The 14,829-nt window shown below is 64.8% G+C and carries 13 protein-coding genes and 1 pseudogene; 10 read left to right on the forward strand and 4 right to left on the reverse strand.

What is annotated here, in order from left to right:
* Positions 1 to 65: 65 nt before the first annotated feature.
* Positions 66 to 1,058, reverse strand: a complete 993-nt coding sequence (locus ASF51_RS12800; RefSeq protein WP_200926127.1) for a LacI family DNA-binding transcriptional regulator — start codon at positions 1,056 to 1,058, stop codon at positions 66 to 68.
* Positions 1,059 to 1,221: 163 nt separating this feature from the next.
* Here ASF51_RS12800 and ASF51_RS12805 point away from each other — a divergent pair, with 163 nt between their 5' ends.
* The 6 genes from ASF51_RS12805 to ASF51_RS19600 all read left to right on the forward strand — a co-directional run bounded on the left by ASF51_RS12805 (position 1,222) and on the right by ASF51_RS19600 (position 6,019).
* Positions 1,222 to 2,322 (forward strand): substrate-binding domain-containing protein, encoded by a 1,101-nt coding sequence (locus tag ASF51_RS12805; protein ID WP_055930177.1) that lies wholly within the window; start codon positions 1,222 to 1,224, stop codon positions 2,320 to 2,322.
* A 69-nt stretch (positions 2,323 to 2,391) separates the two neighbouring features.
* Positions 2,392 to 3,438: an ABC transporter permease gene (locus tag ASF51_RS12810; RefSeq protein WP_157412138.1), complete on the forward strand. Its 1,047-nt coding sequence runs from the start codon at positions 2,392 to 2,394 to the stop codon at positions 3,436 to 3,438.
* Positions 3,435 to 4,229 (forward strand): ATP-binding cassette domain-containing protein, encoded by a 795-nt coding sequence (locus ASF51_RS12815; RefSeq protein ID WP_055930182.1) that lies wholly within the window; start codon positions 3,435 to 3,437, stop codon positions 4,227 to 4,229. The genes ASF51_RS12810 and ASF51_RS12815 overlap by 4 nt, the downstream gene beginning before the upstream one ends.
* On the forward strand, positions 4,226 to 4,540 hold the full coding sequence (locus tag ASF51_RS12820; RefSeq protein WP_055930185.1) for a putative quinol monooxygenase: 315 nt from the start codon (positions 4,226 to 4,228) through the stop codon (positions 4,538 to 4,540). The genes ASF51_RS12815 and ASF51_RS12820 overlap by 4 nt, the downstream gene beginning before the upstream one ends.
* 73 nt (positions 4,541 to 4,613) lie before the next feature.
* Positions 4,614 to 5,633: a carbohydrate kinase gene (locus ASF51_RS12825; protein ID WP_055930186.1), complete on the forward strand. Its 1,020-nt coding sequence runs from the start codon at positions 4,614 to 4,616 to the stop codon at positions 5,631 to 5,633.
* Positions 5,634 to 5,671: 38 nt separating this feature from the next.
* Positions 5,672 to 6,019, forward strand: coding sequence for a hypothetical protein (locus tag ASF51_RS19600; protein WP_055930877.1), 348 nt, complete (start codon positions 5,672 to 5,674; stop codon positions 6,017 to 6,019).
* 90 nt (positions 6,020 to 6,109) lie between these two features.
* On the opposite strand, the pseudogene ASF51_RS19150 reads toward ASF51_RS19600, so the two are convergent.
* Together ASF51_RS19150 and ASF51_RS12835 are read right to left on the reverse strand one after the other, a co-directional pair.
* Positions 6,110 to 6,505, reverse strand: a pseudogene (locus ASF51_RS19150) (NADPH-dependent FMN reductase); the annotation flags it as partial.
* A gap of 90 nt (positions 6,506 to 6,595) precedes the next feature.
* Complete coding sequence (locus ASF51_RS12835; protein WP_055930189.1) at positions 6,596 to 7,414, reverse strand: SDR family oxidoreductase; 819 nt, start codon at positions 7,412 to 7,414, stop codon at positions 6,596 to 6,598.
* Positions 7,415 to 7,514: 100 nt separating this feature from the next.
* On the opposite strand from ASF51_RS12835, the gene ASF51_RS18780 reads away from it, so the two are divergent.
* A complete protein-coding gene (locus tag ASF51_RS18780) occupies positions 7,515 to 8,135 on the forward strand; it encodes a TetR family transcriptional regulator (RefSeq protein WP_055930191.1) in 621 nt (206 codons plus the stop codon).
* Entirely contained in the window at positions 8,132 to 8,935 is an 804-nt protein-coding gene (locus ASF51_RS12845) for a dienelactone hydrolase family protein (protein ID WP_055930194.1), read from the forward strand. Before ASF51_RS18780 ends, ASF51_RS12845 begins: the two co-directional genes overlap by 4 nt.
* Here the strand turns inward: ASF51_RS12845 and ASF51_RS12850 are convergent.
* Entirely contained in the window at positions 8,932 to 10,902 is a 1,971-nt protein-coding gene (locus ASF51_RS12850) for a beta-galactosidase (RefSeq protein ID WP_055930197.1), read from the reverse strand. The two genes, ASF51_RS12845 and ASF51_RS12850, sit on opposite strands and share 4 nt — an antisense overlap.
* A 231-nt stretch (positions 10,903 to 11,133) precedes the next feature.
* Between ASF51_RS12850 and ASF51_RS12855 the strand changes: the two genes are divergently transcribed.
* Both ASF51_RS12855 and ASF51_RS12860 read left to right on the forward strand, forming a co-directional pair.
* Positions 11,134 to 12,375 (forward strand): Bcr/CflA family efflux MFS transporter, encoded by a 1,242-nt coding sequence (locus ASF51_RS12855; RefSeq protein WP_055930200.1) that lies wholly within the window; start codon positions 11,134 to 11,136, stop codon positions 12,373 to 12,375.
* Positions 12,376 to 12,425: 50 nt separating this feature from the next.
* Entirely contained in the window at positions 12,426 to 14,822 is a 2,397-nt protein-coding gene (locus ASF51_RS12860) for a glycoside hydrolase family 3 N-terminal domain-containing protein (RefSeq protein WP_055930203.1), read from the forward strand.
* Positions 14,823 to 14,829 lie beyond the last annotated feature (7 nt).

Below are 14,829 nucleotides of genomic sequence, written 5' to 3' on the forward strand. Positions count from 1 at the left end.
GCGTTGTCGCGATGACATCGATGTCATCGATCGCGAGCGATGTTACGGAATGTCCATCGAACAATTCAAGGGCGGATTTCTCCGGAGCCTCTCACGATGAGCCGGGTCGGCACGATGAAGTCCCGGGCCGGCTCGTCGAGCCCGTCGAGGCGATCGAAGACGCGGCGGGCGGCGATCTCTCCGATGGATGCCGGGTCCTGCGCCATCACGGTGACCGCCGGTTCGAGCAGGGCCGCCATGGGCACGTCGTCGAAGCCGACGAGGGCGACCCGCGTCGACGCTCCCGCCGACCTGAGCGACGTGATCACGCCGACGGTGATGAGGTTCTGGGCGCTGAAAATGGCGGTGGGCGGGTCGTCGAGCGCAAGCAGGTCTGCGACAGCAGCGGATGCCTTCGCCTCGTCGTCGAGATTGTCGATCACAAGCCGGTCATCCGGAGCGATGCCCGCGCGCCGCAGTGTGTCGAGGTAGCCGCGCTTCCGCTCCCTCGCCGTGAAGATCTTCTCATCGTCGCCGAGGTAGGCGATGCGCCGGTGACCCATGGCAAGGAGATGCTCGACCGCGCCGGACGCCCCCTCGGCGTTCTCGGTCATCACCGTGTCCGCCTCGATTCCGTGGGGTCGGCGGTCGACGAACACGATGGGCACGCCCTGGTCGAGCTGGATGCCGAGATAGGCCTGGCTGGGCTGGATCGTCGTGAGGATGAGACCGTCGACCCGCCTGCGAAGAAAGGCGTTCACCGACGACAACTCGCGCTCGGGATCCTCGTCGAGGCTCGACGCGAACACCGCGACATGCCGCTCGAGCGCGATGTCTTCGACAGCACGGTGAACCGCAGCCGAGAACGGGTTGGCCACGCTGCCGACGAGCAGTCCGAGCGTGTCGGTGCGCCTGTCGGCACGCCGCAGGTTACCGGCCTGGATGTCGGGTTGATAGTGCAGCTGTTCAGCGGCCCGACGCACCCTGGCAATGGTCTCTTCCGACACATGGGGCTCGCGGTTGATCACTCGCGAGACGGTCTTCACACCCACCCCCGCCAGGTCTGCCACGTTCTTCATTGTGGGCCGACGACGAAGGGCTTCGCTTCGCCTGGGATCTGATAACGATGTCATAACTGCTCTTCTTCTTCGAGGATTAACTTGACTCTACCGATCGAGGACCCCTATACCTATACCTGACATCGTTGTCGGGCAGATCGCCCCCTGAGCCAATGAGGACTCCATGAACACACGCACATCGCCCATCGCCCGGCTCGCCGGCTTCGGCACCATCGCGCTCGTCGCCTCCGTGGGTCTCGCCGCCTGCTCGAGCGGTGGCGCATCCACCAGCACCGACTCGGCCGACGGCGGCGGTGACGTCGGCGTCACCCTCATCGTGAAGACCACGACCAACCCCTTCTTCGTCGCCATGGAAGACGGCGCCAAGGCCGCTGCAGACAAGGCCGGCGTCAAGCTGACGCTGGCTGCGGGCAAGGAGGACGGCGACGAGGACACCCAGATCCAGGCCATCGAGAACGCGATCTCCAAGGGAGACAAGGGTATTCTCATCACCCCCAACGGCCCCTCGGTCGTCGACGCCATCCAGAAGGCGCGTGACGCAGGCCTCTACGTCATTGCGCTCGACACGCCGCCCGACCCGGCCGACGCCGTCGACATCACCTTCGCCACCGACAACTTCAAGGCGGGAGAGTCGATCGGCAAGTGGACCGCGGCTCAGCTCGGCGGCGAGAAGGCCACCATCGCCATGCTCGACCTGTTCAACGACAAGGTCGTCTCGGTCGACTACAACAGAGACCAGGGCTTCCTGACGGGAATGGGCATCGACACCGTCGACGACCAGAAGAACGGCGACGAGGCCAAGACCGGCTCCTACAGCGGCGGCGACTACGAGCTCGTCGGCAACGAAGCCACCGACGGAGCCGAAGACGGCGGCCGCACGGCCATGGAGACGCTGCTGTCGAAGAACTCCGACATCAACGTGGTCTACACGATCAACGAGCCGGCCGCCTACGGCGCGTATCAGGCGCTCCAGGCCGCCGGCAAGGAGAAGGACGTGCTGCTCGTCTCGATCGACGGCGGATGCTCCGGCGTCAAGAACGTGGCTGACGGCGTCATCGGAGCGACGGCTCAGCAGTACCCCGTGAAGATGGCCGAACTCGGTGTCGAGGCCATCGCCAAGCTCGCCACCGACGGCACGAAGCCCTCGACGAGCGCAGGACTCGACTTCTTCGACACCGGCTCGGCTCTGGTTACCGACAAGCCCGTCGACGGGCTCGAGAGCATCACGGCCGCCGACGCGACCGACATCTGCTGGGGCGAGTAGCCCGACAGCCGGGGGTGGAGTTCTCCACCCCCGGCATTCCCTTGCCTCCCCTCCCCCAGAAAGGCCCTCGTGACTTCTCCCAACCCGGTGACCAACCCACCGACGTCTTCACTCGCTCTCGCTTCCGAGTTCCTCGACCGCCGCACACCCATCGATCGTGTGCGAGGCGTTCTCCACCGCTACCCGGCGGTCAGCCCGGCCGTGGTCCTCGTCATCGCCATCATCGTCTTCGGCATACTCAATGACAGGTTCCTCGCCCCCGCCAATCTCTCCCTGATCACGCAGCAGGTCGCCGTCGTCGGAACCCTCGCCGTGGCGCAGACGCTGATCATTCTCACCGCGGGAATCGACCTCTCGGTCGGAGCGGTCATGGTGCTGGCCTCGATGGTGATGGCGCAGACCGCGACGCAGAACGGGGTCCCCGCCTTCCTGGCGTTGCTGATCGGCATCCTGGTCGCCGTCGCCGCCGGACTGTTCAACGGCCTGCTGGTGACCAAGCTGAGACTGCCCCCGTTCATCGTGACGCTGGGCACCCTGAACATCTTCGTCGCCCTCACCCTGCTCTACTCGTCGGGATCCACCGTTCGCGGCTCCGACATGCCGGCGCTGCTGCCATCGACGGGTCAGACCTTCGACCTGTTCGGTGTGCGGGTCAGCTTCGGCGTGATCATCATGCTCGCCCTCTACATCGTCGTCGCCTTCATTCTGGGCAAGACGGCATGGGGTCGCCACGTCTACGCCGTCGGTGATGACAAGGAGGCCGCGCGCCTCGCCGGAATCAGCGTCAACCGCGTGCTCGTCAGCGTCTACATCGCGGCCGGCGCCATCCTGGCCGTCGGTGCCTGGATCCAGATCGGTCGCAGCAACGCGGCCAGCCCGAACGCCGGCGCCGACCTGAACCTCGACTCCATCACGGCCGTCGTCATCGGCGGAACGAGCCTGTTCGGTGGTCGCGGCACCATCTGGGGCACCCTGCTCGGAGCCCTCATCGTGGGCGTCTTCCGCAACGGACTCTCGCTCGCGGGACTCGACGTGCTCTACCAGACACTCGCCGTGGGCATCCTCATCATCGTCGCGGTCGGCATCGACCAGTGGATTCGAAAGGTACGCAAGTGACCATCACAGACAGTGTCGTCCCCGAGGCCGAGACGCGAACGCCCGTTCTGCAGGCTCGCCGGCTCGTCAAGACCTTCGGCCGTGTCGTGGGCCTCGACGGTGTGAGCCTCGAACTCTACCCGGGCGAGGTGCTCGCCATCATCGGCGACAACGGAGCCGGCAAATCGACGCTCATCAAGTGCCTCACCGGCGCCGAGATCCCCGACGAGGGTGAGATCTTCCTCGACGGCAGGAAGGTCTCGTTCAAACGCCCGCAGGACGCTCGCGTGGCCGGCATCGAGACCGTCTACCAGAATCTGGCCGTCTCCCCCGCCCTCGATGTGGCATCCAATCTCTACCTCGGTCGGGAGAAGCGCAAGAAGGGCGTGCTGGGATCGGTCTTCCGCATGCTCGACACGGCCGGCATGCGTCGCGAGGCGAAAGAGGAGCTGACGAAGCTGGGCATCTCGACGCTCCAAGACGTGACCGTTCCCGTCGAGAACCTCTCCGGAGGGCAGCGGCAGGCCGTCGCCGTCGCCCGATCTGCGGCGTTCGGATCGAAAGTCGTGGTCCTGGACGAGCCGACGGCCGCCCTCGGAGTGCGCGAGTCGAACCAGGTTCTCGAGCTCATCCGCAACCTGCGCGACCGCGGTGTGCCCGTCATCCTGATCAGTCACAACATGCCGCACGTGTTCGACGTGGCCGATCGCATCCACATTCAGCGACTCGGCAAGCGGGCGGCGACCATCACGCCGCAATCGCACTCCATGACCGACGCCGTCGCGATCATGACGGGTGCGGCGACCGCATGAGTGCCGACGCACCCGCGCCAAAGGTGCTGTACGCCGAGTTCACGGCGCTGCCCGGATGCGAGGAGACGATCGCCGGCCTCTTGGCCGGGCTGGCAGACGACGTGAGACGCGAACCCGGATGCGTCGAGTTCGCGCCCTATCAGGTAAGCACGGAGCCCTCGCGGTTCTTCGTGTACGAGGTGTATCGCGACGACGACGCGTTCACCGCGCACATCACGGCGCCCTACGGCCGCGTGTTCAATGACAAGCTCGCTCCACTGATCGTCGAGGCCGGCTCGCAGCTGACCTGGCTGCAGCCGCTGTCGAGCTGACCGATTCCTTGCGATGGCTCTGCCTGCTGCTTCCGGGCGGGCAGAGCCGTTTCCTTGCCCCGAAAGGCCCTCCGTGTCGCTCCCGCTCACCGCTGTCACCGCCATCGGTGAATCCCTCGTCGACGTGATCGCGGGGTCCGACGGCGCACCCTGCGCGGAGCATCCGGGCGGATCGCCGATGAACATAGCGCTGGGCCTGGCCCGGTTGAACAGGCCCGTGGCTCTCGTCACGCGTATCGGCGACGATGCCCGCGGCGCCTCGATCGCCGAGCATCTGAGGGAGGCCGGCGTGACGCTCGCCTTCGGTTCGGTTCGCGATGAGCCGACCTCGACGGCGACGGCATACCTCGGCGCCGACGGCTCGGCCGAGTACGTGTTCGATCTCCGCTGGTCTCTACCCATCGGCCTCAGCGTCGACGACCCGATCCTGACCGGGTCGGACATCGTGCACGTCGGCTCGATCGGAGCGTTCCTCGAGCCGGGCGGAAGCACTGTCGTGTCTTTGCTGAGGCAGCTCGTCGGCTCCGGGCGCCCGCCTCTCATCTGCTTCGACCCGAACATGCGGCCCAGCATCGTGACGGACCACGGAGCGGCCCTCGCTCGATTCGAACAGATCGCGGCCCTTGCTGCCGTCGTGAAGCTCAGCGACGAAGACGCCGAGTGGCTGTACCCGGAGCTCGGTCTCGAGGCCGCGGTCGAGCGCATCCTGCGATTCGGCGTCGGACTCGTGACGGTGACCCTGGGCAGCGCCGGCGCCCTGCTGTCGACGCGCTCGCTGCGTATCACCGTGCCCGGCGTCGCCGTCGAGGTCGCAGACACCATCGGCGCGGGCGACTCCTTCATGAGCGCCCTGATCGACTCCATCGCCGGACTCCGCGACGAGGGCGTTTCGGCCGAGGCGCTGCGCAGCGGAGGCGCCTTCGATGCGGCCCTGCTCACCGACATCGGCGACTACGCGGTGCGCTGCGCCGCCATCACCGTCTCCCGCCCCGGAGCCAATCCCCCGACCCGTGCGGAGATCGGTCTCCCCGGCAGACAACCTGACGAGAAGATCAACCCTCGAGAGGCAACTCGCTCACCCGAGTTATTGTGACGAACCAGTGGCAATACGGAGACGAGAAGGAGCGCACGATGGCCATCAAGCTGAACACCACCGCGGTAGGACACGCCCGAGATCTGATCAGTTCCGGCAAGGTCATCCGAGACACGCGGGACGATTGGAGCGAAGCCGCGCCGTCACCCGACGATGAGAACTCTTTCATCGAGAAGCATGGCTGGGGCGAATACGCCAAGTGGCATCTGGGCGTCGACACCGAGAAATCGGAAGAAACGAAAGGTCGCTACAGCTTTCCTTACGGGGACTTCAGCAATGTTCGCCGAGGGGGCATCATCTCGCTTGAGAGTCGCGCCGCCCAAAATGATCACGACGACATCGCCAAAGCCACAAAGAAACTCCTCAACCTCATCGACGACGCGTAGCAGGGAGTCCACCCGGGGCGGATATGGGACTACGCCAGCGGATTTGTCTTGCTGGGCGACGCGGTCGGTGACGCCGTCATGGGCCTCGCCGACAACTCCGCGGAGGTGTTCGACGGCTCGGACTCCGTAGCTGGTGCCGTAGCTGACGAATCCAACTGCCTTGTTGTTCCACTCGCTGTAAAGGTAATCGAGGGCATTCAGGAGCGCCGGGGAGGTGCTGTGGTTGTACTCCGGCGTAACGAACACGAACCCGTCGAACCGGGCGATAGTCCCTGCCCCATCCTGGGTGTACTGGTGTTCGTAGCGCCCTGCGAGGGCGGGTACGGCCTCGTCAAGCAGGGGCAGTCCGATACCTTCGAGATCGACGACTTCATGAATCGCCGCTTTCCGCTCGGAGGCCCGTTCGTGAACCCAGGCAGCAACGGGTGCACCGTTGCGACCGGGGCGGGTGCTGCCGACAAGGATTGCGATGTTCAAGGGAGCCATGGCTTCCGCCCTCAAGTAGTAGAGATGGGTTTGAGAGGTGAGGAAAGGGGCAGGCCGGTTGACGACCCGCCCCCTCTTCCCTGCGTAGTGCTACTTGCCTTCGGCTTCGCGGGAGACGGGTGCCCACTCGGCCCACTCGGCGAGACGCTGCTGGTAGATGTGCGGCGCGATCTGGGTGGGCTGCTCGCCGAAGAACACCCGAAGGGGCGCCTTCTCGGCGTCGACGACCTTGAGGATGGCGGAGCCGAATCCGACGGGCTTCGGCTGCTCGCCGCCGGCCCGGGCCTTCATCGCGTCGTGCAGGCCCTGGTACTGCGGCTGCGCGTCGGCGACGACAGCGGATGCGCTGCCCCAGTCGGTGTCGAACCCGCCGGGCTCGACGAGGGTGACCTTGATGTTGAAGCCGGCGACCTCCTGCGCGAGCGACTCCGTGAGCCCTTCGAGGGCCCACTTGGATGCATGGTAGCCGCCGAGCGTGGGGAAGGCCGCAATGCCGCCGATGGTCGAGATCTGGATGATGTGACCGGAGCCCTGCTCTCGGAGGATGGGAAGAACCGCCTGGGTGACGTTGAATACGCCGAACAGGTTCGTCTCGAGCTGGTCGCGAAGCTGCTGCTCGGTGATCTCCTCGACCGTTCCGAATAGTCCGTAGCCGGCGTTGTTGATCACGACGTCGAGACGACCGAAGGTGTCGTGGGCCTCTTCGACGGCGGCGAACACCTGGTCGCGGTCAGTGACATCGAGCTGCAGCGGCAGAACGGCCTTTTTGCCATACTTCTCGACCAGATCGCTCAGGGTGTCGATATTCCGGGCGGTCGCAGCAACCCTGTCACCGCGCTCCAGCGCGGCGATGACGAATTCCCGGCCGAAGCCCTTCGACGAACCGGTGACGAACCAAACCTTGCTCATGATGCTCCTTCGATATCTCACGCCGTTCCGGCGCCTAGAGAGACTATATGCCTTTAGTGACACCGGGTGTCAAGTGTGCGCCTTAGAGTATGCTGGGCCCATGAGCGAGTCCACCCCGTTACCGATCAGAGAACGCACCCGAAGACTCGCCCAGACCGAGTTGACGTCGGTAGCGCAGGACCTGTTCGTCGCCCAGGGCTATGACGGCACGACGGTGGATCAGATCGCGGCGGCCGCAGGCATGTCCAAGCGCACCTTCTTCCGGTACTTCCCATCGAAAGACGACCTGGTCATCGGCAAGTACGACCTGTTCGCGGATCGAATGGCTGAAGCTCTCGACGAACGACCCGCAGACGAGCCGATCTGGGAGTCGCTTCGTCGAGTCTTCGACACCACTCTCGACTACGTGCAGGACGATTATCAGCGCGCACGGAACGAAGCCATGGACGAGATAGTGCGAAGCACCCCCCAGCTCTACGCTCGCTACCTCGAGAAGATGCAGCGCGTTCAGCAGCTCCTCATAGGCCGCGTTGCCGGGCGCCTCGGCGCCCGCGGCGACGACCCGTCCGATCCCCGACCCGCCGCGATCGTCGGCGCCGCGTTCGCCTGCATGCAGGCGGCTCGCCAGGCCTGGTTCGCCTCCGACCGCAGCGACACCTTCGGCGATTATCTCGACGTCGCAATGAAGACGATCCAGCTCAGCGAAAGGCCAACCGCGTGACGACCACCGACCCCACATCCACATTCAGTCCGCAACACCAGGCGCTCGTCGACAGTGTCCTCCTTCGACAGGGGGCCTCGATCCAGTCGGAGCGCATCGCATACGAACACGATGGTTCCTCCCTCGAGGGTTCTCTCGCCTGGGACTCCTCCGCCACAGGACCGCGGCCCGGAGTGCTCGTCATCCACGACTGGTACGGAGAGGGCGAATACGTGCACGCGCGCGCCGAGATGCTGGCACGCCTCGGCTACGTGGCTTTCGCCGCAGACATCTACGGAGCTGGCGTGCGCCCGCAGGGCGACGAAGCGCCCGCCGTGGCCGGCGCGTTCTACGCCGACCAGCAGCTTCTTCGCGCCCGCGTCGAAGCCGGCTTCGATCGCCTGCGCTCGGATTCCCGAGTCGACCCCGACCGTATCGCGGTGATCGGCTACTGCTTCGGCGGCTCGGCCACCCTCGAGTTCGCCCGCACGGGAGCGCCCATCGCTGGCGCAGTCTCCTTCCACGGCGGACTCATCACCCACGAGCCCGCCGACGTGGCCGACCTCCGCGCGCCGCTGCTCGTGCTCACCGGCGCCGACGACCCGGTCGTGCCCGACGAGGCCGTCGTCGCATTCGAGAACGAAATGCGCGCCAGACCGGAACTGGACTGGCAGGTCGTCAGCTACAGCGGAGCGCCGCACGCGTTCACCCAGCCGATGCTCGCGAGCTACCGGCCGAAGGCCGACGCCCGCAGCTGGGCAGCGATGGAGGCATTCCTCGACGAGGTATTCGCATCAGCCACTGTGGCGCGTGATCATTAAGGCCGATGAAGCCAAGTCCATCCCTGGAAGGATAGCTCGAGTCGCTCTTCCTTCTTGCCTGCCTCGGATGCGTCAGCTGGGATAATCAGCGACACCGCCTCAGACCCGTGATTGATGAGGAGAAGGTGTTCGTCGCGCCGACTCACTTCGACGACCTCCGGTAGTCCCGTCAGCTCCGGGCCCACTCCGGCCCGTTCGGCGGCCCAGGCGAGAATCGATGTCATTCCGGCGTCATCCGGGATCGTTGCGATGTAGTAGCCAACACCAGAACCGAAACCATTTGCCGTCAATGCCGGGGAACCCTTGATCGGGCCGTCTGAGAAAACGGCCACGACCTCAGCCGTTTCAGGGTGTAACTCGTCGACCATGTACTCACCGCGGATGGAGGTCCCGTCGACAGTGAAGCTGGCTTCGCGATATCCCGGTCCTCCTGTTCCCGGGAGGACTAGTGCGTCGTATTCTTCGACCGCAACGCCGAATACGGCTCCAAGCGCCTGGAGGTACCCGCCGGCCCGGAACGTGTTGGTCTCGTCGACCACGTCGGTGAACGCTGAGACGAGCAGATGTCCGCCGTTCTCGACGTAGTTGGAGAGGTTCGCGGCGCTCTCATCGGTGACGAGGTAGAGCAGGGGGGCGATAACCAAGGCGTAGCTGCTGAGGTCGGATCGTGCGCTGACGATATCGACGCCGATGTGCTGGCGGTGTAGGGCGGCGTGCCAGCGTTGCACGATGGCGTGGTAATCCAGCGTCACGGGCATCGCTGGCCCCTCGACTGCCCACAAGCAATCCCAGTCAAACACGATCCCGACGCGCGCTCTCGACCCAGTCCCCATCTGAGGAAGAACTTTCAAATCTGCCCCTAATGCGCTGATCTCCCGGAACACTCGAGACTTCTCTCCTGAGTGCGGAAGCATCGCGGAGTGGAACTTCTCTGCTCCTGCCCGAGACTGGCGCCACTGGAAAAACAGGATGCCGTCGGCGCCTCGGCTCACGGACTGCATAGACCAGGCGGACATCACTCCGGGTTGCTTGCGCGCGTTCGTCGGCCTCCATTGCACCGCGTTCGTTGCCTGCTCCATGAGCAACCACGGCCGGTCCGGCTTCAGGCCCCGCATGACGTCGCTCGAAAAAGCCATGGAGCGAAAGGCCTCGGGATCGTTCGGGTCGGGATAGGCGTCATTGCTGACCACGTCCATCTCCTCGGCCCAGCTCCAGTAGTCCGCTCCGGGAAATGCCCCCATGAGGTTGGTTGTAATGGGCTGCGTCGCGCCAGAAGCGCGGACGATGTCCCGCTCCATCACGAAAAGGTCAAGGAGGGCGTCGGAGGAAAATCGCTTGAAGTCGAGAACCAGGCCGGGATTGGGAAAGGACGGCGTCTTGCGCGGAGGGATGATCTGGGCGAACGATGTGTAGCGCTGCGACCAGAAGGCCGTGTTCCAGGCTGTGTTCAACGCCTTGATGGTGGTGTACTTCTGCTCGAGCCACTCTGCGAAGGCCGCGCGTGCGTTATCGGAGTAGTCGTAGGCGACATGGCAGCCGAGTTCATTGTTCACATGCCACATCGATACTGCCGGATGCCGCGCATAGCGTTCCACCAGAGCGCTGACCAGCGTCGCCGCGAGGCGTCGGTAGTCGGGTGAGGTCGGCGAGTAGTGCTGGCGGCTACCTGGCCAGAGGTTTACCCCGTTCTCATCTTGCGGCAATACTCCGGGGTACTGCTCGGTGAGCCACGGCGGCGGCGATGCGGTGCCTGTGGCGAGATCCACATCGATACCGTTTGCGTGCATATTCTCGAGCACACGGTCGAGCCATTCCCACTCGAAGACGCCCTCCGCTGGCTGGATGACTGACCAGGAGAATACGTTGACCGTGACGAGCGTGACCCCGGCCTCGCGCATCAGCCGGGCGTCCTCTACCCAGGTCTCTTCAGACCACTGTTCAGGGTTGTAGTCGCCGCCGTACTGCATAGGTCTCCCTTGATGTGCCGTCGCGTCAGCCTACGTAGCCGCCTATCTGGTCCACGACCTTTTGCGCAACAACGGGATAAAGACACAGCGCGTGGGTGCAGCAACGCTACAGCGGCTTTTGCGCAACAATTCGATATTGCGTCACCTGCATGACAGCATCTCGTCGGGGACTTATTGCCCCTGCCGGTTCCGCCCCGGAAATGCTCATCACCTTTCTGGAAGGGGCACTCCGTGCCGCAGAGAACCACCATCGCAGCGACGGCACCTCGCGTGTCGACTCGTCTGATCATCATCCTCGGCTTCCTTGCCGTGCTCGGACCCCTCACGATCGACCTGTACCTGCCGGCCTTCCCGCAGTTGCAGGAATCCCTCTCGACCACTCCGGCCCGGGTTCAGCTCACCCTCAGCGCAGCCACCCTCGGCTTCGCTCTCGGACAGCTGGTCGTCGGACCGTGGAGCGACACCATCGGTCGTCGTCGTCCACTGCTGATCGCCACTGCTGTGCATATCGTTGCCAGTGTTGCCATCGCCGCAGCTCCGGACATCACCTGGGTCCTGGCGCTCCGTGTACTGCAAGGCGCCGGCGCCGCGGGAGGCGGCGTCGTCGCCATGGCTATGATGCGCGACGTCGCGGAAGGGCGACACCTCATTCGCGGCCTGGCACGGGTGGCACTGTTCACCGGTATCGCGCCTGTTATCGCTCCTTTTCTGGGTGCACAACTCATGGTGGCTCTCGACTGGCGCGGGCTCTTCGGCGCGGTGGCGGTTTACGGCGTCGCCGTGCTTGGGGCGTCGATGTTCCTGATCCCGGAGACGCTCGCACTGGAACGTCGGTTGGACCGTTCGGATCGTCGAGCCGTCTGGCGTGGCTACCGCACCTTGCTCATGGATCGACGGTTTGTCGGCATCGCACTCATCGGCGGAATGATGGTGTCTTCCGTCTTCGCTTACCTGTCTTCGTCGTCATTCCTTCTCCAGCAGCAATACGGCCTGACACCTCAGCTGTATGGCGTCGTATCCGCCGCCAACGCCGTGGCTTTCGTCGTAGGCACTCAAATGTCTGCGTTCATCGCGCAGCGACGATCTCCCCAACACGTGCTTGTTGTCGTGCTTCCAGCGATGGCCGTCACCGGCTTCTCGCTCGGACTCATCGCTCAAGCCTGGAGCGGACTTACACCCGTTCTCGGCAGCATGCTGGTGTTTATGGCCCTTGCGGGCGCCTGCGGGCCCTGCCTGGGTGCGCTGGGACTCGCTGACCACGCTACGAGAGCAGGCACCGCAGCGGCGCTCTTGGGCGCTGTGAATTTCGGCCTCGCGGGGCTGGCGTCACCCATCGTCGGTGCGATCGGCATCACAACCATGACGCCATTGGGCGTCGTGATGGGCATAGCTATGACCACGGCGACCGCGGCATTCTGGCTGCTCGTGCGAAACAGACCCCGTGACCGGGTCATCGCTCGGCAGGTTCATTAGCACCTGCGGCAGCGCTCTGCGCGACACTTCTCACCTGGAAGAGAGAATCAATGAAGAACTCCACGTACGCCCTGTCCAACGCACCCGAACGCGCGCACGAGCTCCTCGGGCGGATGACGCTCGGAGAGAAGTGCGCGCAGCTCGCGGGCACTTTCGCCTGGGAGCTGATCAAGCCCGACGGCTCGCCCGCGGACACCGCCGAGCAGCTGCTGGCCGCGCCGCCCGGTCATATCTCGCAGCTGATCCTGCACGACGCGCGTCAACTCGCCGACACAGTCGGACTGATGCAGCGCCGGTTCGTCGAGGACACCCGCCTCGGCATCCCCGCGCTCTTCCATGCCGAGGCCCTAAACGGCGTCCTCGCGGGCGGGCATCCGATCTTCCCTACGGCCATCGGACTGGCCGCCGGCTGGAATCCGGCACTCGTTGAGCGGATGGCCGACCTCACGAGACGGGAGATGATCCGTATGGGCCTCCGGCACGCTCTCTCTCCAGTTATGGATGTCGCCATCGACCCGCGTTGGGGCAGGGTCCACGAGACCTACGGCGAGGACCCCTATCTCGTCGCGGCGCTGTCTGTCGCCTACACTCGCGGCCTGCAGGGCGAAGAGCTCTCTTCAGGAGTGCTGGCAACCGGCAAGCACTTTCTCGGCTACGCAGCTCCCGAGGCAGGAATGAACTCCTCTGTCGCGGCGATATCACCCCGACGCATGCGAGACGTGTTCGCGTTTCCGTTCGAAGCCGCCGTTCACCAGGCGGGCCTCGGTTCGATCATGAACACGTACGCCGATATCGACGGCATTCCCGTCGCTGCGTCTCGGGAGATCCTCACAGACTTTCTCCGCGGCGAACTGGGCTTCACCGGCTTCGTCTCGGCCGACTACGCCAGCATCGAGCATCTCGTCTTCCGTCAGGGCGTCGCCCGCGACATCGCTGAGGCCGCACGGCTCGCTATCAGCGCGGGTCTGGATGTCGAGTTTCCGAAGACCATCGCTTACGGCCAGGTGCTCGCCGGCGAGGTAGCTGCGGGGCGGCTGGACATGTCTGTCGTCGACGAGTCCGTACTCAGGGTTCTGGAGGCGAAGTTCCGGCTCGGCCTGTTCGAGCAGCCGTATCCGACCGGAAGCATCGACCTGGACGCTGTGCCGCATGAGGGCGACGGTTTGTCACGCGAACTCGCCCAACGATCTGTCGTCGTTCTTGAGAATGACGGAATACTCCCCCTCGATCCGACAGGCCGACGCATCGCCGTCGTCGGCCCGCATGCAAATGCTCCGGAGCTCCAATTCGCGGCCTACAGCTACGTGTCGTGGCGGCAGGCGGTCGAAGCCATTCATCTGGGCGGCGAGATGACGATGGTCGGTGTAGACCACGATGCAGACGCATGGCACCGGAATCTGGTGCGACCGGGCGAGGCCGCAGCCATGGGTCGTGACCGCTACGACACGAAGTCGCTCGCAGTCGCGCTCGCCGACCGCGGCGCCCAGATAACTGTCGAGTCGGGCTCATCGCTGACGAATGATCTCAATCCGTCTGAGCTGGCGAGAGCTGTCACTGCTGCAGCGGACGCGGATCTGACGATCGTTGCTCTGGGCGGCGCGAGCCTCTGGTTCGCGGGCGAGCGCACCGAGGGCGAGGCCAGCGACACAGCAGACATCTCATTGCCGGCCGCCCAGACCCGCCTGCTCGAAGCCGTGGCCGCAACGGGCACACCTTTCATCGTCGTACTCGTCCAGGGCCGTGCCTATACATTGCCTGCCGTAGTTGAACAGGCTCGCGCGATCGTCATGTCCTCGTTCGGCGGACCCTACGGTGCTTCTGCGATCGTCGACGTTCTCATCGGTGACAGCGACCCCGTCGGGCGACTCCCCTACTCGATTCCGAAGCACGTCGGGCAGGTGCCGATCTATCACCACCGGACGACGGGCAGCGGTGGTCGGTCAGCGTCGTCTGACGCGACGCGCAATGGCTATCTGGATCTGGATGCCGAGCCTGCGTATCCGTTCGGCTACGGGCTCGCCTTTACAAGTTTCGAGCTCGGTGACCTAAGGGTGCCCGAGATGGTTTCGACGGACGGCGAGTTCACCGTCGACGTGCCGATCACGAACACCGGAAGCAGCGCCGGCTCCACAATCGTGCAGCTCTACCTGCGTTCTCGGGTCAGCGGAATCATTCGTCCATTCCAGCAACTCGCAGGATTCTCAGAGATCCGGTTGGACCCAGGGGCCAGCTCTGTGCTGCGCTTCACCGTGTCCGCCGATCAGCTGGCGGCGTCGGGCATTGACCGCCTGGTGGCCGTCGAGCCGGGCACCCTCGAGGTCGCCGCAGGTTTCGATTCCGCGACGACCCCGGTGACGGCTCAGCTCCGTGTCGAGGGGCCGCGCCGGGTGGTGCGTGGCGTTGACCGCAGCTTCTTTTCGCAGGTCGAAATCCTCACGGATTACTGAACGGGCC

This window comes from Agreia sp. Leaf283, from assembly GCF_001422485.1.
Taxonomy (GTDB): Bacteria; Actinomycetota; Actinomycetes; order Actinomycetales; family Microbacteriaceae; genus Agreia.

Bases quoted from the DNA above. Each gene is read 5' to 3' on its own strand.
- ASF51_RS19600 (WP_055930877.1), top strand. From the start codon at position 5,672: ATGGCCATCAAGCTGAACACCACCGCGGTAGGACACGCCCGAGATCTG.
- ASF51_RS12850 (WP_055930197.1), bottom strand. From the start codon at position 10,902: ATGCAGTACGGCGGCGACTACAACCCTGAACAGTGGTCTGAAGAGACC.
- ASF51_RS18780 (WP_055930191.1), top strand. From the start codon at position 7,515: ATGAGCGAGTCCACCCCGTTACCGATCAGAGAACGCACCCGAAGACTC.
- ASF51_RS12860 (WP_055930203.1), top strand. From the start codon at position 12,426: ATGAAGAACTCCACGTACGCCCTGTCCAACGCACCCGAACGCGCGCAC.
- ASF51_RS12800 (WP_200926127.1), bottom strand. From the start codon at position 1,058: ATGAAGAACGTGGCAGACCTGGCGGGGGTGGGTGTGAAGACCGTCTCG.
- ASF51_RS12805 (WP_055930177.1), top strand. From the start codon at position 1,222: ATGAACACACGCACATCGCCCATCGCCCGGCTCGCCGGCTTCGGCACC.
- ASF51_RS12820 (WP_055930185.1), top strand. From the start codon at position 4,226: ATGAGTGCCGACGCACCCGCGCCAAAGGTGCTGTACGCCGAGTTCACG.
- ASF51_RS12835 (WP_055930189.1), bottom strand. From the start codon at position 7,414: ATGAGCAAGGTTTGGTTCGTCACCGGTTCGTCGAAGGGCTTCGGCCGG.